Source organism: Geminocystis sp. NIES-3709, assembly GCF_001548115.1.
In the GTDB taxonomy this organism is placed as follows: Bacteria; Cyanobacteriota; Cyanobacteriia; order Cyanobacteriales; family Cyanobacteriaceae; genus Geminocystis.
This window is the reverse complement of sequence record NZ_AP014821.1, coordinates 2,770,015-2,793,900: the sequence shown is the minus strand read 5'-3', so window position 1 is coordinate 2,793,900 and position 23,886 is coordinate 2,770,015. Positions and strand designations below refer to the sequence as shown.

The 23,886-nt window shown below is 31.2% G+C and carries 17 protein-coding genes and 1 pseudogene; 9 read left to right on the top strand and 9 right to left on the bottom strand.

The window, feature by feature from the left end; translation table 11 throughout:
- Positions 1 to 48: 48 nt before the first annotated feature.
- The 3 genes and pseudogenes from GM3709_RS11785 to fmt all read right to left on the bottom strand — a co-directional run bounded on the left by GM3709_RS11785 (position 49) and on the right by fmt (position 3,101).
- On the bottom strand, positions 49 to 915 hold the full coding sequence (locus GM3709_RS11785; RefSeq protein ID WP_066119582.1) for a hypothetical protein: 867 nt from the start codon (positions 913 to 915) through the stop codon (positions 49 to 51).
- Positions 916 to 1,400: 485 nt separating this feature from the next.
- A pseudogene (locus GM3709_RS21825) lies at positions 1,401 to 1,685 on the bottom strand (TRAP transporter small permease subunit); the annotation flags it as partial.
- Positions 1,686 to 2,105: 420 nt separating this feature from the next.
- Positions 2,106 to 3,101: a methionyl-tRNA formyltransferase gene (gene fmt / locus GM3709_RS11775; protein WP_066119581.1), complete on the bottom strand. Its 996-nt coding sequence runs from the start codon at positions 3,099 to 3,101 to the stop codon at positions 2,106 to 2,108.
- Between the two features lie 88 nt (positions 3,102 to 3,189).
- Between fmt and GM3709_RS11770 the strand changes: the two genes are divergently transcribed.
- Complete coding sequence (locus tag GM3709_RS11770) at positions 3,190 to 3,774, top strand: L-threonylcarbamoyladenylate synthase (RefSeq protein ID WP_066119578.1); 585 nt, start codon at positions 3,190 to 3,192, stop codon at positions 3,772 to 3,774.
- Positions 3,775 to 3,908: 134 nt separating this feature from the next.
- On the opposite strand, the gene glcD is transcribed toward GM3709_RS11770, so the two are convergent.
- Complete coding sequence (gene glcD / locus GM3709_RS11765) at positions 3,909 to 5,375, bottom strand: glycolate oxidase subunit GlcD (RefSeq protein WP_066119576.1); 1,467 nt, start codon at positions 5,373 to 5,375, stop codon at positions 3,909 to 3,911.
- A 522-nt stretch (positions 5,376 to 5,897) separates the two neighbouring features.
- On the opposite strand from glcD, the gene GM3709_RS11760 reads away from it, so the two are divergent.
- Positions 5,898 to 6,281: a hypothetical protein gene (locus GM3709_RS11760; protein WP_066119574.1), complete on the top strand. Its 384-nt coding sequence runs from the start codon at positions 5,898 to 5,900 to the stop codon at positions 6,279 to 6,281.
- Positions 6,282 to 6,285: 4 nt separating this feature from the next.
- Here GM3709_RS11760 and GM3709_RS11755 read toward each other — a convergent pair whose 3' ends face one another.
- On the bottom strand, positions 6,286 to 6,978 hold the full coding sequence (locus tag GM3709_RS11755; RefSeq protein ID WP_066119572.1) for a fatty acid desaturase: 693 nt from the start codon (positions 6,976 to 6,978) through the stop codon (positions 6,286 to 6,288).
- A gap of 156 nt (positions 6,979 to 7,134) precedes the next feature.
- Between GM3709_RS11755 and GM3709_RS11750 the strand changes: the two genes are divergently transcribed.
- From GM3709_RS11750 to ppc, 4 genes are all read left to right on the top strand, one after another.
- Complete coding sequence (locus GM3709_RS11750) at positions 7,135 to 8,094, top strand: orange carotenoid-binding protein (protein ID WP_066119569.1); 960 nt, start codon at positions 7,135 to 7,137, stop codon at positions 8,092 to 8,094.
- A 350-nt stretch (positions 8,095 to 8,444) separates the two neighbouring features.
- Positions 8,445 to 8,777 (top strand): hypothetical protein, encoded by a 333-nt coding sequence (locus GM3709_RS11745; RefSeq protein ID WP_066119567.1) that lies wholly within the window; start codon positions 8,445 to 8,447, stop codon positions 8,775 to 8,777.
- 123 nt (positions 8,778 to 8,900) lie between these two features.
- The gene (gene tsaE, locus GM3709_RS11740) at positions 8,901 to 9,353 is read left to right on the top strand and encodes a tRNA (adenosine(37)-N6)-threonylcarbamoyltransferase complex ATPase subunit type 1 TsaE (RefSeq protein ID WP_066119565.1); all 453 of its coding nucleotides are present in this window, start codon (positions 8,901 to 8,903) and stop codon (positions 9,351 to 9,353) included.
- A gap of 426 nt (positions 9,354 to 9,779) precedes the next feature.
- Complete coding sequence (ppc, locus tag GM3709_RS11735; protein ID WP_066119563.1) at positions 9,780 to 12,830, top strand: phosphoenolpyruvate carboxylase; 3,051 nt, start codon at positions 9,780 to 9,782, stop codon at positions 12,828 to 12,830.
- A 261-nt stretch (positions 12,831 to 13,091) separates the two neighbouring features.
- On the opposite strand, the gene GM3709_RS11730 is transcribed toward ppc, so the two are convergent.
- On the bottom strand, positions 13,092 to 13,628 hold the full coding sequence (locus GM3709_RS11730) for a Uma2 family endonuclease (protein ID WP_066119561.1): 537 nt from the start codon (positions 13,626 to 13,628) through the stop codon (positions 13,092 to 13,094).
- Between the two features lie 98 nt (positions 13,629 to 13,726).
- Between GM3709_RS11730 and GM3709_RS11725 the strand changes: the two genes are divergently transcribed.
- On the top strand, positions 13,727 to 14,596 hold the full coding sequence (locus tag GM3709_RS11725; RefSeq protein ID WP_066119559.1) for a carbohydrate kinase: 870 nt from the start codon (positions 13,727 to 13,729) through the stop codon (positions 14,594 to 14,596).
- A gap of 374 nt (positions 14,597 to 14,970) precedes the next feature.
- Here the strand turns inward: GM3709_RS11725 and GM3709_RS11720 are convergent, their stop codons facing one another.
- From GM3709_RS11720 to GM3709_RS11710, 3 genes are all read right to left on the bottom strand, one after another.
- On the bottom strand, positions 14,971 to 16,407 hold the full coding sequence (locus tag GM3709_RS11720; RefSeq protein WP_066119556.1) for a lipopolysaccharide biosynthesis protein: 1,437 nt from the start codon (positions 16,405 to 16,407) through the stop codon (positions 14,971 to 14,973).
- Positions 16,408 to 16,467: 60 nt separating this feature from the next.
- Positions 16,468 to 17,484, bottom strand: coding sequence for a GNAT family N-acetyltransferase (locus GM3709_RS11715; RefSeq protein ID WP_066119554.1), 1,017 nt, complete (start codon positions 17,482 to 17,484; stop codon positions 16,468 to 16,470).
- Between the two features lie 123 nt (positions 17,485 to 17,607).
- A complete protein-coding gene (locus GM3709_RS11710) occupies positions 17,608 to 18,069 on the bottom strand; it encodes a DUF29 domain-containing protein (RefSeq protein WP_066119553.1) in 462 nt (153 codons plus the stop codon).
- Positions 18,070 to 18,280: 211 nt separating this feature from the next.
- Here GM3709_RS11710 and GM3709_RS11705 point away from each other — a divergent pair, with 211 nt between their 5' ends.
- A complete protein-coding gene (locus GM3709_RS11705; RefSeq protein WP_066119551.1) occupies positions 18,281 to 22,414 on the top strand; it encodes a PAS domain S-box protein in 4,134 nt (1,377 codons plus the stop codon).
- A 260-nt stretch (positions 22,415 to 22,674) separates the two neighbouring features.
- Entirely contained in the window at positions 22,675 to 23,772 is a 1,098-nt protein-coding gene (locus tag GM3709_RS11700) for an ATP-binding protein (RefSeq protein ID WP_066119549.1), read from the top strand.
- Positions 23,773 to 23,886 lie beyond the last annotated feature (114 nt).

Here is a 23,886-nt window from a genome sequence, read left to right as displayed (position 1 = left end):
GTTTTCCCACAATTATAATTTAGACTCGATAAACAGGCGATTAAAATTTTATTTACCAAACTTAGGAAGTTTTAAAAATAATTTATCTTTAGATTTTTTTTGTTTATTTTGTGAATTTTTTATTTCTTGATTGGAAGACATATTTCCCTGATTTAGTGGCGGTAAAATAGGATTATTAGAGTTATTTTGAGATTTTAAAGGTTCATCAATTGATTCTGACAATATATTGTTAGAGTTATCTTCTAAATTACGATCAATTTGAGCAATTTCCATATCAATTTTTTCTAACAAAGGTATATTTTCAGGGGTAGAATTATTGTTTTCTAAATTACTATTAATATTGTCATTTTTTGAAATTGAATTGTTTTCTGACCAAGATTTTATTCTTAAACTATTAACATCTGGAGGAGTAGAAGAGTTAGTTAAATATTGATCCAACGCAGTTTTATATTGAGCATTATATCGCTGTTGTCTTTGCAATCTAGTATATAACTCTTTATTTTCTTTTTCTTTTTGTTTTAACTGATATTGAGCTTCATTATAACTATCTTGAAGTAAAGAACAATCTCTTTCTAAACTAGCCGCTAATTGCTGGGTTTTTTTTAATTCTTTAGTCAAGTTTTCTATTACTGATTTTTGTTTTTGATATTGATCATTTTTTTCTTCAATTCTTATTTCGTTTTCATTAATTTTTGTCTCTAATTGTTCTATTTTACTCTGGTATTGAGCAGAATTTTTCTGAGAATCTTGATTCTTTATTACTTGAACTTTAATCTGGTTTTTTTGTTCTTGAATTAAGTTTTCTAATTCTTGAACTTTGCTCTTTAAATCTTGATTTTGTGTTCTTATTTTACACGCGATCGTGTACCAATCTTTATTTGTTAAATTAGATTTAGGAGAGTGAGGAGTATTCATAAAAAAAGGTGATAAAGTAGAGTTTAATAATTAAATTTCATCAAGATTAGAATAATGACAAATAATATATTATAGCAATCCAATTTAATTTAATTCATCATATTCCAATGCTAAAAATAAGATTACAGCAAACCTAGATAAATTATCGAAATGAATATAGTGCAGAATGCACCTTTTTAGTCAGTTGAAAATTTAGAATTTAGAACTAATAACAGTTTTAGAATTATTAAATATCTATTTATGGTTTACTACCTATTTAGGACTGCTATATCTATACTATTATTGTGTAAAATTTCCGACTTGATTTATTAAAACTCAGAAACGGACTGCTATACCAGAGTTTTTGATAAAATCACAGACATTATAACAGAGATTAAACAACCTGAGTTTATAATGCTCAGAAAAAGAAATCAACAATATAGGTAATTACAGTAATTAATAATCCAAGATTAATTTTCTATTATGATGATCAATATTTTTAATATTTATTCTAACTTTTGAGAATAGATTGCTAGATTTTTAATCAATTCAGAAATTCCTTGAATAATTAATAAAATAGGACTGAAAATAATCATAGTTTTTATCGGATAACGAGGTAAACCACCATCATCAGGAGACATTTTCATTATCTGCCATGAATTTAAAACATATTGCCAAGAAAAATAAATAATTACTCTACAAAAAGGAATTAAAAATAATATTATTCCGATAATATTAGCTAAAACCTTACCTTTAGAAGATAAATTTTTATAGAAAATATCTACTCTTACATGACTATCTTTTTTTTAAGTATAAGCTGCTCCAAAAAAAAATATTAAATCGAATAAATACTACTGAAGTTTAATTAAAATATTAGAAGTTAAATTTTCACCAATTATTTTATCAATATATCTACCAATTACATTCCATACGCCAATACCAATCACTACCAGTACTAACCACTAAATAACTTTTCCGTACCATTCTGTAATTACATCAATTGTCTGAGATATTTTTAATGCTAAATTCATAAATATTTAAACTTTAATCAAAAGGTTTTTTAAAAGTATTAATAAACCGGATAAATATATAAAATTAAGGATATTTAGTCTCTTTCTATTGAATATTTTTTGTTACTTTTTTCAAATTATAAAATAGACGATCGAGTAATTATAATAACATTTTTTAATAACAATTCATTCTCAACTTTTTTATAGAAGTTTTTCTCCCAATTGTAAATGAGTACCATTAATAAAATTCCATGCAGATTGTTGTTTTTTCCCTGCTAATTGTACCTCTAATATTAATAACAAGCCTTGTTTTGTTTGCACTACAAAGCCAAAATTTTTAATTGTTTTTAGTATTTCTCCAATTTTTCCAGACAATTGATCAATATCTTGTAAAAATGATGGTAATTTACTTAAATGTGGGGGTAAATCTATGGTTGTTATTTCTGTTAAAGGTATCGTTTCTATTACTTTTAAAATTTGTCCTCGAAAATTGGTGATACAGTGAGGATAAAATGCCCTAACTTGATTATGAATTTCTAAGGCCGATTTATGCCAATTAATATTGTAATCTTCTTTCTCAATTAAACGAGCATAGGTGGCTAAATCATTATCTTGAGGAATAGGTTGAATTTCTTGTTTTTCTAGTTTCTCCAAAGTCTCCAATAATAAATCGGCACCTTGTGACGCTAATTTACCTGATAATTGTTCTACATTAATAAATAAATCAATAGGTTTATAGGCTTTAAGCAACATATCTCCTGTATCCATACCTTCATCCATTAACATGGTTGTTATACCTGTTTCGGTTTTGCCATCATAAATACTCCATTGAATAGGTGCGGCACCTCGATATTCAGGTAAAATTGAACCATGAACATTAATACAACCTAATTTGGGCATATTTAGGATTTTTCGGGATAAAATTTGTCCGTAGGCAACAACTACAAAAATATCACTGTGACTTTTATGCAACAATTCTAAAGTTTCTTTATCTTTTTTTATTCTGATGGGTTGCCATACTGGTAGATTATGTTTTAAAGCTAATTCTTTCACCGGAGAGGGTATCATTTTGTTTCCCCTACCTCGTCTTTTGTCGGGTTGGGTGACAACGGCAGTTATTTCATGAGGAGAATCAGTCAGCAATTTTTCTAAAGTTGTGACAGCAAACTTGGGTGTACCAAAAAAAACTATACGCATTCTAAAATAATAAATAATTAACAGTTGATTAAAATTTAGTCAATATCTATAATTATCAGTTAGGAATTATTAATTATCAATTAATCTTATGGTTTCTTTTTCTGTTTTAGTCGAAAAAGCGATCGACAATCAAGTAGTTAGCTTCCCTACAGATACTTTACCTGCTTTAGCGGTGAAACCTAGTCATAGTCATTTAATTTTTGAGTTGAAACAGAGAAGTTACGAAAAGCCTTTAATTTTAATGACTAGCACTGTAGAAGAAATCTGGCAATATGTCAAAGGCACATCAAAAGAATTAAATATTTGGCAGGATATGGCAAATAAATACTTACCCGGTGGTTTAACGATGGTTTTACCTGCTTCTTCTTTAATTCCATCGACAATGAATCCTCTTAATCCTAATAGTATCGGAATTCGTGTTCCTAATTGCTCGATCGCACAAGAAATCCTTAAAGCTACAGGAGCATTAGCGACTACAAGCGCAAACTTATCAGGAGAAGATCCTTTAACGGATATGTCTGGAATTGCATCTAAATTTCCCTCAGTTTACGTTTTAGATTACGAAAATACTCAAAATTCGGGAGTTGCTTCTACTGTTATAAAATGGACGGGAAAAACTTGGGACATTTTACGACAAGGAAAGTTGATAATTTCATCATTAAATCAAATTTAATTTACAACTTTAAAGTTCGCACTGGCAAGCAGATTCCGAAAGAATAGACTCATTAAATATTTAAGACAAATTTAGAACTTACGCATTGACAAATAAATCAAAAAGTGTATGGCTTATGTTGTCAATACAAATAATTAAAATGCCTGTACCGTTTTGTATTCTGAGATTTTTGCATTAGCTGATTCTCCACAAGTGCGAGGAGTTGGGAAAATTTTGTCAGGATTTGCTAACCCTTTCGGATTAAAACTTGCTCTTACATACTGCATAGTTTCTAAGTCTGTTTCTGTAAACATATCTCTCATATAACACTTTTTGTCGCTACCGATACCGTGTTCTCCTGAAATACTACCGCCCACTCTGACGCATAGTTTGAGAATTTCTCCTCCTAACTCCTCTACTTTTGTAAATGAACCTTCGATCGCATTGTTATATAAAATCAAGGGGTGTAAGTTACCATCTCCTGCATGAAAAACATTAGCGATACGATAGCCATATTGTTCCCCTAAAGCATTTATTTCCCCTAATACCTGAGATAGTTTTGATCGAGGTACAACACCATCCTGTACAAAATAATTAGGGCTAATTTTACCCATAGCGGCAAAAGCGGCTTTTCTTCCCTTCCACAATTTTAAACGGGTAAGCTCATCATTAGCTGAAGTAACACTTCTTGCACCGCACGATCGACAAATAGCATCTACTTTTTTCTTATTGGTATCAACTTCCACTTGTAAACCGTCTAACTCTACTAAGAGAATGGCTTGAGCATCACGGGGGTAACAATCAGTCGCCACCACATCTTCTACTGCATTAATACTAAAATTATCCATCATCTCCATACCTGCGGGAATAATACCAGCTCGAATAATCTCTGCAACAGCACTTCCTGCTTCTTCAATACTGTTAAAATCTGCCAAAACAACACAGATAGCATCAGGGATTTTAAGAATTTTTAAGGTTATTTCTGTGGCGATGCCTAAAGTGCCTTCTGAGCCAACAAATAAGCCTGTAAGGTCAAATCCTGGCATTTCTGGTACTTTTCCCCCTATTTTTAATATATCTCCTTCTGCTGTCACGATCGTTAAACCCAAAACATGATTAGTTGTCGTACCATATTTAAGACAGTGGACACCCCCAGAATTTTCTGCCACGTTACCACCAATAGAGCATATTATCTGACTGGAAGGATCTGGAGCATAATAAAAACCTTTTCCACTAACTGCTTGTGTCACCCAATTATTAATAATACCGGGTTGCACCACAATTCTTTGATTATCATAGTCAATATCCAAAATTTCTCGCATTCTCGCTGTAACAATTAAAATGCAGTCTTCTACAGGTAACGCACCTCCAGATAAACCCGTACCAGCCCCTCTTGCTACCCAAGGAGTTTCATATTTATTACAAATCTTGACCACTTGTGCTACTTGCTCTGTAGTTTTTGGTAATGTTACTAAGGCAGGGCGTTGACGATATTCAGTTAAGCCGTCACATTCATAGGTTAAAAGTTCTTCTTTGCGTTTGACTACACCATTTTTACCCAATATTTCTTCTAATTCTTTGATTATAGATTGCCATTTATTGCGAGTAGAAGTAAAAAACATGGTGGATAATACATAGTAGATAGTAAGTTATATTATATTTTAGATCTTGCACCCTCTATCATAAATTCTCTGTTAGGTGTTAGAGTTATCCACAAAAATAATAGACTTCGGGAAGAAGTCAGGCAATAGACAAAAGTCAAGAGGCAATAGTTACGATAATTGATTATAAACAGCCTCTAAGTCAAAACATAAATATCATTAAAGAAAATCCCCAAATTTTACGGCAATTATCCACAGAAAATAACGAGTTAATCAACTGAAAATGATGAGTCAATCTATAGAAGAATATATAACAATTATTTCTAAAGATTTTACTTTTAATTCCTATAATCTTAAAAGAATTTGGCAATTGATATAAAAAGAGTAAGTAAAATACAAAGAATAACTATAATCTTCTTATTTTTTATAGGATAAATCAAAAAATAATTTCTCTTATCCTATTTATCTTTTAGTATATTTTTGTTACTATTTATCAATAATATCTTATCGTTATCAAGAGCGTTAATTATTTATCAAATATTTATGCAATTAACCAGCCAAGAAATTAGTTACTATCGAGATCAATTAACTGAATGTCAACCAGCTATGATGGCATTGGAGATGATAGAAGATGCAGAAGGAGATTTAGAAGACGGTGCAACCTCGATCGCACTTAAAATAGGACAAACCCCTGATCGAGTTGATTGGTTAGAGGGTTGGGCAAAACGTTGTCGGGTAGCCATATGTGAGGAAAATTTACGATCGGATTTACAAGACAATTATATTGAAACGGCAGTCAATTCGATACTAGAAAAAAAAATTTGTCCTCCTTTATTAGTAGTCCCTGTTATTATCTATGTAATCAAACAAGGAATTGATCAATTTTGTGAACCTCTTTCTTATCAACTAACCTCTAAATCTTCATAAATAGTTATTTTACAAAAGAAGGTAATTTCCACCAAGGCACCCAAGGATATTGATGATGTTCTTGATGATAACTAAAATGATAACAGGCAATTAATGACCAAAATTTTGGTAAATAAAGACTTTGAATAGAGGATATACCCTCTTCTTCGTTATTTTGACGATGAGGTAAAAAAGTGCCAAAAAAGAATAGTTGTAATGAGCTTAAAATTAAAGGTAATGCCCAAAATAATAGTAAATGAAGCCAAGTAATTTCACAATAATAAGCAATTATTAACACAATTGAGCATAATCGAAATAAATTATTAAAACTGAGATATTGAGTCATAAATTCTCCATACCAACTTAAAAAACTTGAATTATCCCTATTGTGAAAATCTGGATCAAGATTAGTTCCAGAAAAACGATGATGTAATAAGTGTTTTTTTCTTAAATTTTCATAGAATAAAAAAGCATATAAAATCAAAGCAACCGTACCAATAAAATGATTAAATTTAATATTTATCGGTAAAATTAGACCGTGCATAGCATCATGGGCAATAATAAATAATCCCGTATTTAAAAAAGTTTGCCACAGAATTAATAATAAAATTACCAAGTAATTAACTTTAGTAAAGTCATTAATTTGATAAAGAGAAACTGTTACTATCCAAAGAGAAATAATCACTAAAGCAATAACTAAACCCCAGTAATTACTCATAATATTTTTTGTTTAAGGCGAAAAATAAAAACAAACTCTAGGGTAACATGATCTTTTCTTTGGTCACTATCGCAGAATCCACACCTCAACACTAAATATTTTTTAAACCAAAAATGTTAAATTAGTTACATAACTTTACAAAATTAGGTTTTAATTATGCCTTTTACTATTGATTCGGCTCGTACTATTTTTCCTCAAACCTTAGCCGCAGATGTCGTACCAGCTACGATCGCCAGATTTACCCAATTAAGTGCAGAAGATCAATTAGCCTTAATTTGGTTTGCTTACCTAGAAATGGGTACAACAATTACGATCGCAGCCCCTGGAGCCGCTAGTATGATATTAGCAGAATCAACTCTTAACGAAATCAAAACCATGACAGCTCAACAACAATCACAAGTCATGTGCGATTTAGCTAACCGTGCGGATACTCCTATTTGTCGTACTTATGCTGTCTGGAGTGTAAATATCAAACTTGGTTTTTGGTATCAGTTAGGCAAATTTATGGAAGAAGGAATCGTTGCACCTATTCCTGAAGGTTATCAACTTTCTGCTAATGCCAATTCTGTTTTAGAAGCTATCAAAAAATTAGAACCAGGTCAACAAATTACCGTACTTCGTAATGCAGTGGTTGATATGGGTTATGATGTTAATAAATTAGGGAATTATACACAGATCGCTGAACCTGTAACTCCTCCTCAAGAAGTATCTAAGCGTACAAAAGTATCCATTGATGGGGTCAGCAACCCAACAGTACTTAACTACATGGATAACTTAAATGCTAACGATTTTGATACTTTAATCGAATTATTTCTTCCTGATGGTGCATTACAACCTCCGTTCAAACGTCCCATCGTTGGTAAAGATAATATTCTCCGCTTCTTTAAAGAAGAATGTCAAAACCTCAAATTAATACCTAAACACGGTGTTACCGAACCTGCTGATGGAGGTTATACTCAAATTAAAGTTACAGGAAAAGTACAAACACCTTGGTTTGGCGGTAATGTTGGCATGGATATTGCATGGCGTTTCCTTCTCAATCCCGATGGAAAAATCTTTTTTGTTGCTATTGATTTATTAGCTTCTCCCAAAGAATTATTAAACTTAATTCGTTAATATAGCAATCATATATGAATCGTGAGAAATAATTATGTTTAATTAGCACTGAGCAATTAGCAATTAGGAATTAGTTATTGTGAAGTTAAATTTCTTTCCAACATTATAATTGATTACTTATTCTTTAATCAAAAAAAGGCTAACAGCTAAAAGCTAATTCCTTTAATTAAAAGTATCTAAAATTCTCACAAATGATTATAGTTTTTTATAGATAGTTATTAGCTATTTTATGTCTTAATAAATCCATAGAGTTTTTCTTTTTGAAGGACTCTTTTTTTTGTTTTTTTTCAAATATATTGATAAAATATAATAATGTTTAAATTTTCTTATATCTTTTTTTAAAACATATTATGTCAAGAATAATTACTGAGACACAATGGACAAGTACAGAAATAGAAATTAGCCAACGAGTATTAAAAACAGCATATCAGCGAGAAACAGAAACTTTAGTGACACAAATACGCCATCAAATTAATAATCTGACTGAGATGGAACAATTGTGGCAAATTCATGATATTTTGAGTGCTAAACGTTATGATCTTGATGGTAAATATGATGCCAGAGAATCTATGTTAATTTTTACCTTTGCACAACTGTTAAAAGAGGGTTGGATAAGTTTAGAAGAATTACAAGGTTTAGATCCAACAAAATTAGCCAAAGTTTCTTCTTTATCTAAAATGTAACAATCAAATTATCCTGCAATTATAATTAATCAAATTGCTGTGTTTTATCTTTTTTGTTTTTAATAATAATCAATTTTTTAATAAACCTTATTTAGTAAATATTCACAAGAAAAGTATATTAATATGAATAAAAATTATCAAAAAATTATATTACTTAGTGATGAGTTAGAAACGAAAAAATTAGGACATCAATTAGCAGATGAATTAACTCCAAATAGCATTTTGTTATTGAGTGGTAATTTGGGTGCAGGAAAAACAACTTTAATTCAGGGATTAGGAGAAGCATTAGGAATTAAGGACTCGATCGTGAGTCCAACTTTTACTTTAATTAATGAATATTTAGAAGGAAAAATACCTCTTTATCATATTGATTTATATCGTTTAAATTCTCAACAAATTAAAGATTTACACCTAGAAAATTATTGGACAGGCATTGAAGTTGAACCGGGTATAACTGCGATCGAATGGTCAGAATTATTACCCAATTTACCACCTAATTATATCAAAGTTAATTTAGAAATTGACGATCGACTGGGAAGAAAAGCCATCATTGAAAAGATAATTGATAATGAATAATATAGCATTCCTATTTAGGTTGTGTCTCAAAACGTAAAGATTTTGTCATTGGTAAAAAGGATTTGGGCTAATGTTTGATAATCTTTGATTGTTTAATTAGCTATCAGCTATTAGCTAAAAAAAGAGCGATCGAACCTTACTGTATAATAATTTGGCAAAATGTATCAGACAAAACGTTATCCAATACATTTTTAACGTTAAGATCTTAAGATCGTAATTGTTGTACTTAAGTGTTAATAAATGTAAATTCAAGACGTGTTTAACTAAATTATTGATAAATTTTAATCTGAACAAGTTTAATTAGAGTATCATAACTGTTAGCTTAAGCCGATCGCCTTCATGGGAGACATTTTTTCTATAATTATCTTCTGAAATTTCTCTTGTTTGAGTAAGACCGTATCCATAAATATAAGATATATAAAAAATATGATGACTTCAACCACCACAAATTATAAGGAAAAAGAAGAATTGAGTATTTATTCCAGTTCAGAATTATTACTGCGTCACCGTCTAAAATTAGTTGAAAATTTGTGGGAATCAGTGTTAACGAATGAATGTGGACAAGAATTGGTGGATTTGTTGGATAAATTGAAGTCTGCTTGTTCTCCTGAAGGTCAAACAACTACAGCTCAAGAAATTTCAGCAAGTAAGTGGATTGAACAATTAGAGTTAGATGATGCTATTAAATCGGCTCGTGCTTTTGCCCTATATTTCCAATTAATTAACATTGTAGAACAACATTACGAACAAAGAACGCAAAAGTTAATTCGCAGAACTACAACAGAAGATCAAGTTAACGCTATTCAACCCCCCGAATCAAAAAATCACAAGCCTTCAGTTTTGACTAATGGGGAAGAAAATCCTAGTTATTTTAATCCCAAAGAAAATCCTGCTAGTGGGGGTACTTTTCATTGGCTTTTCCCTCATTTACAAAAGTTGAATATGCCTCCCCCCAAAATTCAACAATTACTAGATAAATTAGATATTAGCTTAGTTTTCACCGCTCACCCCACCGAAATTGTTCGTCATACTATTCGGAAAAAACAACGGCGTATTTCTTTCATTTTGGAAAAATTGGACACCGCCGAAGAGTCTTATCGTGCCATGGGTTTAACCAATTCTTGGGAAGCTGAAAACTATCGTCAACGTTTGATGGAAGAAGTTCGTTTATGGTGGCGTACTGATGAACTTCATCAATTTAAGCCAACGGTTTTAGATGAGGTCGACTATGCTTTACACTACTTTCAAGAGGTTTTATTTGACACTATTCCCGAATTGTTTATTCGTTTAAAACAGGCGTTACATAATACTTTCCCTAAATTAAAACCCCCAACTCACAAATTTTGTTATTTTGGTTCATGGGTAGGAGGCGATCGAGATGGTAATCCGTTTGTGACTCCAGAGGTAACATGGTCAACAGCTTGTTATCAACGTAATCTTGTCATTGATAAGTATTTAAGTTCGATGGAACAACTTAACGATATTCTCAGTTTATCTTTACACTGGTGTAATGTATTACCTGAATTATTAGATTCTTTAGAACGCGATCGTATTCGGATGCCAGAACTGTATGATAAATTGTATGTTCGCTATCGTCAAGAACCTTACCGCTTAAAATTAGCTTATATTGAGCAAAGATTAAAAAATACTCAAGCTCGAAATCAAGCCTTATCAAATCCCGATACCAGAAAATCGATCAAACTAGCAAATAAAGAAGATAATCTCTATCCCTCAAAATTTGAGTTGTTAGAAGATCTAAACTTAATTAAAATAAACCTAGAAAAAACGGGTTTAAAATGCCAAGAATTAGATCATTTAATCTCTCAAGTAGAAATATTTGGTTTTCATCTCACTCCTCTCGATTTTCGTCAAGACTCTTCTCGTCACTCCGAAGCTCTTAACGAAATTGCTGAGTATTTAGGCGTGTTAGATAAACCCTACAACGAATTATCGGAAGCAGAAAAAACCGAATGGTTAGTACAGGAATTGAAAACCCGTCGTCCTTTGATTCCAACGGAGGTTACATTCTCAGATCCTACTATTGAGACGATCGAAACCTTTAAAGTATTAAAAGCCTTACAATTAGAATTTGGCTTAGATATATGTCATACCTATATTATCAGCATGACAAACTATGTCAGCGATGTCCTAGAAGTCTTGTTATTGGCAAAAGAAGCAGGATTATATGATCCCATTTTAGGAGTAACAAGTATTCGTATCGTACCATTATTCGAGACAGTGGAAGACTTAAAACGAGCGCCGATGGTAATGTCTGAATTGTTCGAGTTACCTTTATATAAGGCTTGTTTGACAGGAGGCTATGAAAATATTAAATTCTCCTCTAACCTCATCCTACCTGAATTATTTCCTAAAAATTTACAAGAGGTGATGTTAGGTTACTCGGATAGTAACAAAGATTCAGGATTTTTAAGCAGTAACTGGGAAATTCACAAAGCACAAAAAACCCTTGCTAGAATCGGGGATAAATACGGTTTAGATATAAAAATATTTCATGGTCGTGGTGGCTCTGTAGGACGTGGTGGAGGGCCAGCTTACGCCGCTATTTTAGCACAACCGACCTCTACGATCGACGGTAGAATTAAAATTACTGAACAAGGAGAAGTGTTAGCGTCTAAATACTCTCTGCCTGAATTGGCATTATATAATCTTGAAACCATCAGTACTGCGGTTATTCAAGCTAGTTTACTCGGTAGCGGTTTTGATGATATTGAGCCTTGGAATGAGATAATGGAAGAAATTTCTGCGTCGTCTCGTAAAGCCTATCGTCAATTAATATATGAACAACCCGACTTTATCGACTTCTTTTTATCGGTAACGCCTATTGAAGAAATTAGTAAATTACAAATAAGCTCTCGTCCTGCCCGTCGTAGCAGTGGGAAAAAAGATATATCCTCTCTCCGTGCTATTCCTTGGGTTTTTAGTTGGACTCAAAGTCGTTTCCTACTTCCGGCATGGTATGGAGTAGGTACTGCACTACAAGACTTTTTAAATCAAGAACCGATCGAAAATTTGAAGTTATTGCGCTATTTTTATTTAAAGTGGCCTTTCTTTAAGATGGTAATTTCTAAAGCGGAGATGACTCTTTCTAAAGTTGATTTGCAGATGGCTAGTCATTATGTGGCGGAATTGTCGAAAGATGAAGATAAAGAACGTTTTCAGAAGGTATTTAACCAAATTGCCAAAGAATACTATCTCAGTCGTGATATAGTCTTGCAAATAAATGAACAAGAAAGATTATTAGATAATGATCCTGAACTACAACGATCTGTGCAACTAAGAAATGGTACGATCGTACCGTTAGGATTTTTGCAAGTATCCTTACTGAAACGTTTGAGACAATATGCAAGTCAAGACAAAGCAGGTTTAATTCACTTCCGCTATAGCAAAGATGAGTTGTTAAGAGGTGCGTTGTTAACTATCAATGGTATTGCCGCTGGTATGCGCAACACTGGTTGATGATTAATAAGGTGATTTCTAATAATAAATATACCTGCTAAATCCCCCTAGCCCCCAAAACACAAAGAGGAAATTATAAAGAAGATGGGTAAATTCTTTCTTGGAAATGGCCTAAGTAATAAGTAATAAGTAATAAGTGATTAAACCTAAACACCCTTGCAATAAAAGATAAAGTAGGACAAAAGTAGAAATAATGTACTGTAGATGTAATAATACTAAAATCCTATTGAGGTAAGATTTAGGTGATAAGATGTGCGATCTTTACTTAAATAAATCATTGATGGTGATATTAAAACCTGTTAAAACTTTTTGGGTTGTTACTATATCATCATTACTGAAAACTAAAGTTCGATCGAGGATAATAATAATAACTTTCTCATTTTCAGGCAAAACTAACCATACTTCCTCAGCACCAGAAGCTAAATATTCGTTGGCTTTAGCAAACAAATCTTCTGCAGAATCTGCCGGAGAAGCAATTTCCGCAATTAACGGTGGACTTTGAGGTAAACTAGGGGCATTACTATAATTTTTGACCAATTCTGAGGTAAGATAACAAACATCAGGCCTTCTTCCTTGTTTCAGGGTTTTACAAGGCAATTCCGTGTAAATTTCTCCTTCTTGTTGAGAGTCATTAACATAATTTCCCCATAAACGAGCCAATTTAGCTTGTATTTTGCTGTGTCTAATCGTCATTCCTGTTGTCTCCTTTAATTCTCCGTCAATCCACTCTTGATGATTGGGGGGATTAGCTAAAAAATCATCTAAAGTAAAAGTTGGTTTCGTAATTACTGTTACCATAGTCTCAAAGTAAATAGTTAGCAATTAAATTATAGCTTAAGGATTTGACGACTTATGCTTAAGTCCTTGAAAATGTGTCAACCGTATATTATATATTCATGAGTAACCCACAAGTAATTATTTTTGGTGAAGTTTTATTCGATCGATTTCCGGATGGTAAGATGGTGTTAGGAGGAGCCCCTTTTAATGTGGCTTGGCATTTACAAGGTTTTGGAGTCTCTCCCTTATTTATCTCTCGGGTGGGCAACGACTCGGAAGGGGAAAAGATTAAGCAAAGTATAACGGATTGGGGGATGGATTTGTCTGGGATACAAACTGATAAACAGTACCCCACAGGAGTTGTCAATGTAGAATTTAAGGACAACGAGCCTCATTACAATATAGTGGAAAATAGTGCCTATGATTTTATCGATTCATCTTATATTCCCTATCTCGATAAAAATAGTATCCTTTATCATGGCAGTTTAGCTTTAAGAAATAATACTTCTAAAACAACCCTTGAAAGTATTAAAAAAAATATTTCCCCTTCTATCTTTCTTGATGTTAACCTTCGATCGCCCTTTTGGAACTTGAACTCGATCGAATCTCTACTAACGCAAACATTATGGTTAAAATTAAATAAGGAAGAATTATCTTTTATTGTACCTCAAGAAAAAGATACGATATATCAAGTTGAATCTTTGTTTTGTCATAATCCCATAGAGCAAATAACTGTTACTTTAGGAAAAGCTGGAGTAATATCATTTAATCGCAATACAACTAGACATCAAATTTGTCCCCCTTCTACTATTTCAGTAGTTGATACTGTAGGTGCAGGAGATGCTTTTAGTAGTGTTTTACTTCTTGGTATTGTCAAAGGTTGGGATATATCAACTACCCTCCAACGCGCCCAAGAATTTGCAAGTAAGATCATCGGAATACAAGGGGCTACTACTTTCGATCGAGGTTTTTATGATACTTTTGTTTAAGAATTTTTATAGAAAAAAATAGATTCACAAATATAGCAATATTATCTAACTTGTTAAAAAAAACGTAATTAAAAAAGCAAAAAGCAAGATTATCAGTATCTTTGATATTATTTTCTACCTGAGTTCGATGTTAGAAACCTTATTATTAATAAACTTCTAAGGATATTTTACCTTAACAAAAGAATTAAATAAGGGTAAATAATTATCTAAAATCAATTTGACTAATGTTTAAATCAATTATTCCTACTATCTACTATCTCCTCTATGCTACCTTAATCAAAAATTTTATGTCGAACTGAGGTGATTTTCTAATAATTGATTGTTCACAAATAATTTAGGAATACTATATAACTCTTTTTCTCTCCTTTTTATGTTTAAGTACCGCTAATTAAATTTAATATTTCTTTAAATAATTCAGTAAAAAATATTCTTAAAGTTACAAGATAAATTAAAAATCCAATTATTGAGCAACTAATTAAAATAAGTAACGGACTCAGATATGGAGTTAAGATTATTTTGGTTAATAATAAACCTAAAATCATCATTAATGTACAAGTTATAGGAGCTAAAAATTTACTTAAATAAGTTTTCCAAGAAAGAATAATTAGTCTATTTAACATTAGTTGTCCAATCGGAAACACAATATAATTACTCGTTACATAAGCAAGAGCGATCGCTGTCACACCCCATTTTACGGCTGTTAAACAAAAAACGAAATTTAAAATACTATTAATTAGTCCTAATTTCAACTGTAAATTTGGTTTTCCTAAAGCTAAAAAAGCAGATTTTTGAAAGGAAGTAATTGTGTAAATTATTCCTCCTAAACTTAATATTTGCATAATCGGAATAACATGAAGCCACTTTTCTCCAAATAAAGTTATTATTAATTCTGAACTAAGAATAATAGTGGCAGAAAATATAGGAAAAGTTATTAAACAAGTCCATTGAGTTGCGCGATAAAAAGTCTCTAAAAAACTTTGAGAATGATTTTGTAAACGAGCAAATAAAGGTAAAGCAACTTGATTTAATGTCCCTACTAATAATTGATTCATTACTTCTAAAATACGATGGGCGATCGTATAATATCCTAAAGCAATTTCACCTAAAAAATAACCAACGAGTAAATTATCAAATTTTCTTTCAACAAAATTCATAAATTGATATGATAAAACATAAAAACTAAAACTAAATAATTCTTGAAAATGTCTATAAGAAAATCTGAACATAGGTCGCCAATTAACAGCTTTTGACATTACTAAAACCACGATAGATTCAAAAACAAATTGTTGAATAACTAAACTCCAAACTCCTGCTCCTAAAAAAGCGATAAAGATAGCTAAAATTCCGCTAATAAAAATTGCAATTAATGAGCGAATTGCCATGATTTTAAAGTTTAATTCTCGCTTTAAAATTGCTTGGTAAACATGACCAAAAGAATTAATAATAAATAAAAAAGATAAACATTTAATAATAGGTATTAATTGCGGTTGATTAAAAATATTTGCGATCGAATCGGCTAGAAAAAAACTAATTAAAGTTAAAAAGATTCCGATTATTACTTGAGTACAAAAAACGGTATCTAAATGTTCTCTCTCTAATTTTTCTCGTTGAATTAATGCAGAACTTAACCCTTGTTCAAGAAAAATATTCATCAAAGCTAAAAGCACATTAGCCAGACTCACTAAACCGAAATCTTCAGGAGTTAATAAACGAGCTAAAATTAAAAAGACAATGAATGAACCTGCTTGACTACCCCAATTTTGAAGGATTGACCAAAAAAACCCTTGAATAGTTTTTTGTTTTATACTCATTTTTTTCTAAACTCAAATATAGTTGAGTTAAATTAGTTTTAAATGTTCATATTAAATGGTTCATTTTAACTTTGTAAATTCAACAAATTTTCGATAAATAAGATAACTCCAATGAGGCGGTTTTATCACTATCCAGTTAGTAACTAATTCTCCTCCTAATTGATTTTTAAAATGACCAACTTTGTTTAATGAAGATCCCATTAAATCATTAGTTTCATATCCAAGTTTTCCTAAATGTTCAAAAGATTTCCAACGCAAAAAAGTGGCACTACCAAGATTTAAGTAATTATGATCACTCCCCGCAAAAATAGTATAACTGCGAGATTTATTATCGTTTAAAATTAGAAATGCACCGATCGATTGACCGTTATTTAAACGTACTTGATGAAGTCGGCAAAGATTTTTTTCCCGCAAAAGTTCATAATATTTTCGATACTGATTTTCTGACAAATATAATTGTAATCCTTTTCTTTGATAAGTTTCTGAATGCAATTTATAAAAACTATCAAAATCATCATCATCACTAAAATTTAAACCATTTTTTACAGCTCGATCGACTAAACGCCGTAAATTTTGCTCTATATTTAACCAAACTTTATTAGTGTCTTTAAGATTAATAATATAAGTATAATGGGGATAAACTTGCCATCCCACTTTTAAAAAAGGTCTCATATCATTAATTAAATGAGAAATACTAAGGTTTAAATAAACATAGGGTAATTCTAATAATTTGTTAATTAAACTCTCTAAAATAGCCACATATCTAGCTCTTATTTTACTAGGATAATTACTCGAATAATGTTTTAAAACTGGACTATGAAAAGATAAAAGTGATCGAGGAGAAGCTACCGCAACTAAAGAAAAAGCAGACCAGGTTTCATAAAGAGCAATACCACCAACTAATTCTATTCCTTGAAATACACCTAAAATCCTAAAACTATCTCCTGTTATTTGACATAAAATTTCTAAATATTCAGGCAAACTATAAATACTTCCCGTTGGGGATTCTAATACAAATTTTGCCCATTTTTTATATTCATTTTCTGATAAAAATCTTGTTGTTAATTCTCGACTCATAAATGTATAATAAAATTATTTTTGATATTTTATCGTACAAATTTCAGGAAGGATTGACTATTCATTAAAATGCTCTGAAATTGGTAATCCATTAAATTCACAACAGTTATCGCTATATATTAATTATTTTAAAAATTGAGGAAACCAATCTTCATCTAATAATTGCTGTAATGTATATGGACAATCTACAGGAAAAATATCTAATCCTGATTTAGCTTTGACATATTTTCTAGCGTATTCATAAATTTGTGAGATATTCTCATCTAAATAGTTATAAAAATTTTTAGTCATCCGTCTCTTAATTTGTCCTCTAAAACTGATAACTTCTGAGAGCCAATGACGATAATTTCTTTCTCTTTCTTCCTCCCAATATTGCAATAATAATAAATGTCTAATTATTTGCTCTAAAAGACTTTCTACTTTATGTTTTTTTTCTCTCCGCAAATCATCTAACTCCTCAATTAAATTTTCTAAATCTAGTTCATTAAATTTTTTTTCTTTTAATAATTTTACGGTTTCTTGTATCCATAAATAATCATCAATTTCGTATAAATCTTTTAAGTCTAGTTTCTCAATTACTGTCATAATTTGTTACCTTTTTTAGACCTCTCGATCGTGATCGTACCACTTCATCATGTCAATGCTACGTCCCATAAAAGAACTTTTTATTAGTATAATTTATCTCACAACCTTCGATCGCAAGTGAGCCACTTCGTAATTGAATAATCCTTTAGGATTGAGAGTTATAATAAAACTATTGACAATTATCCTTTATTCAATTGTTAAATACTTAATTATGGTTTTCCATGAGGAATTAAATCTCTCCATTATTGACTATCATCCTATTCTCATTTTGCCGGATACTTCTTTTGAAGATGTAGTAAAAAAAATGGCGATGGGTTATGAGTATTTGATAGTTGTTGATGATTTAGTACCTTTGGGAGTTATTTCTCCACAAACCATTCTCAAAATAGTTGCCTCTAATATTAATGTTTATTCTTTAAGGGCTAAAAAATTTTGTGAAACTTTTCCTTGTTATCAAGAAAAAGAATTACCTAATTTATTTACGATAACTCAAAATATTTATAAGAAAAAATATATAATTTATGGATGTGTAAATAATCGAGGTAACTTAAATGGAATTATATCAGATAAAAGTATTTGCAGTTATTTTAACACAGAATCTTTTTATCACAGTATATCTATTTCTGAAGTTATTGAGCCTAATTTAACTCTAGTTAAAAGTAATTTATCTTTAGCTTCAGCTATTCACAAACTAAATGTGAATAAACATCTTAAAGGATTTATTTTTGAGGAGAATTGTTCCTTAAAAATTGTTACTTATTCCACAATAATTAGTTCTATTCTTACTCATGATTGGAAAGGTGAAACTCTCGGACAATTAGAAACAAAAGAATTACCTTATCGAGAAGATCATGAAAAAATTACTTTAATAAGTAGTCTTTTAGAACAAAATCCGAATCTATTAATTAATCATTATTTCCCTGATTCTGTAATTAATTCTTGTTTAATTAACAATTATAGTAGTGACTATCAAGATAATGATAATAATTGTTATTTTAAAATCTACAATCGACTTAGTATAATAACATCTAACAGTCTTATTAAAGTATTAACACCGCCGTGGCAACAAGAATATTTAAGACAACAACAACGAGAATTAAACAGAATAAAAACTGCTTTTAAAGTTGAAAAAAAACAAGTTGAACAAGAAAAATTATTATCTCAATTAAGTCAACGCATTCGCAAATCTTTACATTTAGAAGAAATTTTAAAAAGTACGGTAAATGAAGTTAGACATTTTTTAGCCTGCGATCGAGTCATTGTCTATCAATTATATCCTGATGGAGACGGAGTCATTATTGCCGAATCAGTTATTGAAGGAGTAGCGTCTATTTTAGGGCGAGTAGTACAAGATCATTGTTTTGCTAAAGATTTTATTAAACCCTATCTAAACGGTAGAATTCAAGCTGTCGATAACGTTTTTGAAGCTAATCTTTCTCCTTGTCATCTCGACTTGTTATTAGGAATAGAAATACAGGCGAATCTAGTTGTACCAATTATTTTTCATGATGGTTTATGGGGGTTATTAGCCGCCCAAAATTGCCTTCAACCTCGTCACTGGCTAGAAGATGAGTTAGAATTACTGCAAAAATTAGCCTCTCAAGTTGCGATCGCAATACAACAGTCAGAATACGCCCAAAAAGCCCTACAAGTAGCACAATATCAAACAGCGATTGCGACATTAGGGAATACGGCATTAATTAGTAATAACTTAGATACTCTAATTAATACTACCGTTAAGATTGTCAGTGAAACTCTTAAAGTAGAATATTGCGATTTATTACAATTACAACCAAATCGAGCTTCCTTTGTATTAAAAGCGGGAATAGGATGGGCAAAAGAATGGATAGGATTAGCTCAAATTGGCTCGTCACCTCGTTGGATGCCCGGATATACATTAAAAGTTCTTCATCCAGTAATAACAGAAGATTTACTGGTAGAAACTCGCTTTAGTCCCTCTCCTATTTTACATAATAGTGGTATTATTAGCGGCGCTACAGTTCATATTGCCAGTCAACAAGGTTGTTTTGGTGTAATGGGGATTTATAGTCAAAATCCTCGCAAATTTTCTTCTGAAGACATTAATTTTTTACAAACTGTTGCTAATGTTTTAGCTACCGCCATCGATCGAACTCAATCGCAACGACAATTAGACTACTTTTTTAATTTATCTCTTGATATGTTTTGTATTGCAGGAGTAGATGGTTCATTTAAACAGGTGAATACCAGTTTTCTTACTACTTTAGGTTACAATGCGTCTGAGATGGTAAACAAAAATATTCTATCTTTTGTACATCCTGATGATGTAGAAATTACCAAACAAGAATTAGAAAAATTAAGTAATGGTTTTCCGAGTGTTAACTTTGAAAATCGCTGGTTAACAAATGATGGACAATATCGCTGGTTAGCATGGAAAAGCCTTCCCTACGATGAAGGGATTATTTACGCTGTGGCTAGAGATATAACCCTAGCTAAACAAGCAGAATCCCAGTTACGCAGTCTTAACGAAGAATTGGAAACCAGAGTAAAAGATAGAACAGAAGAACTAGAACAAACTACCACGCAATTAAGAACATTCGTACAAACAGCAGGTACTATTTTACTGGTACTTAATCAAGAATATCGTATCGTAGAATGGAATGAGGAGGCGGAAAAAGTTTTTGGTTGGCGCAGAGATTCCGTATTAGGAGAAGACTATTTCTTATTATTTATTCCTCCCCATGAGAGAGAGTTTTTTAAAGAAAAACTTAACCTTACCCTAAAAAAAGGACAAGTTTATCGTAACTTAGAAAACAAAATTTTAACTGCTGATGGTAATGAAAGAACAATATTATGGAATGTTAACCGTTTTACTGATAATCATGGTCGTGGAATTGGTATCATTGCTTGTGGACAAGATATAGAAGAAGTTAGACTAGCACAATTACGATTAAAATTAAGTGAGCAACGTTTTCGTAGTATTTTTCATCAAGCCGCCGTCGGTATTTTACAAGTTAGTCTGCCGGGTAAATTAGTTTTGGTTAATGATAAGTTTAGTCAGCTAGTCGGTTATAATCGGGACAATTTAGTTGATATGGATTTTCATTCCTTAATTCATTCCGATGATGTTTCTCCTACTCTCACCGATTTATCTAGTCTATTGGGAGGAAATAATGCTACTTTTGAACGAGAAATTCGTTTAAGATGTGCCAATGGTAAATTTTTATGGATTAATCTTACTATGTCTGTAGTTTGGGTATCTGTTGATCCATCTTACTTTATCGCTGTAATCAATGATATTAGCGATCGAAAAAAAGCCGAAGAATCGTTACAAAAAAGTGAAGGGCGTTTAAATAGTGTTCTTAGTTCATTACAAGACGTAGTTTGGTCAATGTCTCTACCTGACTTGAATTTGCGATATATAAATCCAGCTTGTCAAATATTATATGGTTATTCCCCAGTGGATATATTAGTCAATCGTGGTATTTTATTAGAAATGGTAGTGCCAGAATATCGTCAATTAGTAGAAGATACATGGCAAGAGATTATGGAAGATTATCATTTAGGGGTTTTACAAAACGAATATGGCAAAAATTGGGAATTGGAATATAAAATTCAGCTATCTACAGGAGATACTCGTTGGATTAGAGAACGATCGCACATAGTATATGATGAATATGGTAGAGCAATAAGTATTGATGGTATTTCCACTGATGTCACAGAAAGACATCTAGCAGAAGAAAAACTGTTTAAATCTTTACAAGAAAAAGAAATTTTACTAAAAGAAGTTCATCATCGAGTCAAAAACAATCTTTATGTTATCTCTGGATTGCTCAACTTACAATCTAGTTATATTGAAGACGAAAAACTCAAAAGCCTTTTTGAAGATAGTCAAAATCGAATTCAAAGTATGGCAGTGATTCACGAATTATTATATCAATCCGATGACCTTTCTGAGATCAATTTTGCCGAATATATTAACCGTCTTGTGTCGAATCTTTTCCTTTCTTATAATCATTACCATACGGGTATCAAACCCATTACCCATCTCCAAGAATGTTATTTAAATATTGAAACGGCTATCCCCGCAGGATTATTAATTAATGAATTAGTTACTAATGCCTTTAAACACGCTTTCCCCCAAAGAGAAGGAGAAGTCACAATAAATTTGACCACAAAAGATAAAGAACCGATAAAATTAGAAGTAATAGACAATGGCATCGGATTACCATCTAATTTAGATTGGGAAAAAAATAACTCCCTAGGATTACGCTTAGTTAGATTATTAAGTCAACAATTAGATGCAGAAATAACAGTTAACGCTAATAATCAAGGTACTTGTTTTATTATTAGTTTTACACCTTAAATAATAATTAAAAATTAGGAATGAGAAATTAACAACTATAGTTTACAAAGGAATAATTTGATATTGATAAAAATAACATCAGAGGATTTTTCTCTTTAAGACTACTTTTGTCGCATTAACTTATCACCCTAGTGAGGACACTTTTTAAAATTTTAATAATCATCTTTAATACTGGGATAAAATAAAAAACCAACGAATTTTAATTACTCATTTCTTTTTCTCCATTACTCATTATCATTGCCTAAATTAATATAATCGACATGAAACAACTAAAGATATTAATAGTTGAAGACGAATTAATCGCCGCCGAGAGTCTTACCCTCGACTTAGAAAAACTAGGTTATCAAGTTTGTGGTGTGGTTAACTCAGGAGAAAAAGCCATTGAAAAGGTAAATAAAAGCAATCCCGATTTAATCTTAATGGATATTATGTTAAAGGGAAAAATGGATGGTATTAGTACAGCACAAATTATTTATAGTCAACATAAAGTACCCATTATTTATCTTAGTGCCTATGGGGATAAAGAAACCCTTGTTAAAGCAAAATCAACTCCTGTTTATGGTTACTTAGTTAAACCTTATAAAATAGTTGATGTTAATACCACTATCACTATGGCATGGGCAAAATATCAAGAAGATTTACAAAGAGAAGCCGATTTATGTGCCGAAAAAAAAATTAATCAGATAAAAACTCAAGCCTTAGCTACCGCTTCTCACGATTTACGGACTCCTTTAACTAATATTCTCGGTTATACTGAATTAATTAGAGATTATGGCGATCGTATTGCACCAGACAAAAAAGAAAGATACTTTAATTTCATTAAATCTGCGGTAGTGAAAATGACAGATTCCCTTGAAGATTTATTATTAATCAGCAAGGCAGAAGAAGGAAAAATAACTCTCTATCCTCAGACATTTAATATTGTCGAATATCTCAGTATCATGGTAGATGAGTACAATAATTTAACGGAAAATCACACCATAGAATTGTACAGTAATCAAGAAAATTATCAAGTATATTTGGATCAAAAAATTCTTAATCATATTTTCAATAACTTGCTATCTAATGCTATTAAATACTCTCCTGATGGTGGTAGAATTACATTGAATTTATTTTGTGAAGAAAAAGAATTTATTTTAGAAATAGAAGATAAAGGCATTGGAATGCCAAAAGATTATCAAGCAAAATTATTTACATTATTTGAGAGAGGAAGTAACGTAGGAAGTATAAAGGGTAACGGTTTAGGCTTATCTATTGTCAAAAAAGCAGTAGAATTACATGGAGGAAAAATAGAAGTTAAAAGTAAAGAAAATGAAGGAACAAAATTTACGGTAAAAATTCCTTTATCTCTACAATAAATTCTATTTGTACATTATAACAAACAATATTTTAATAACGATTTATTTATTTTTACTAAAAATAATTTATAGCAATTCCCGTTTTGGTGAGCTACAAAGATTGTCGTTGAAAGG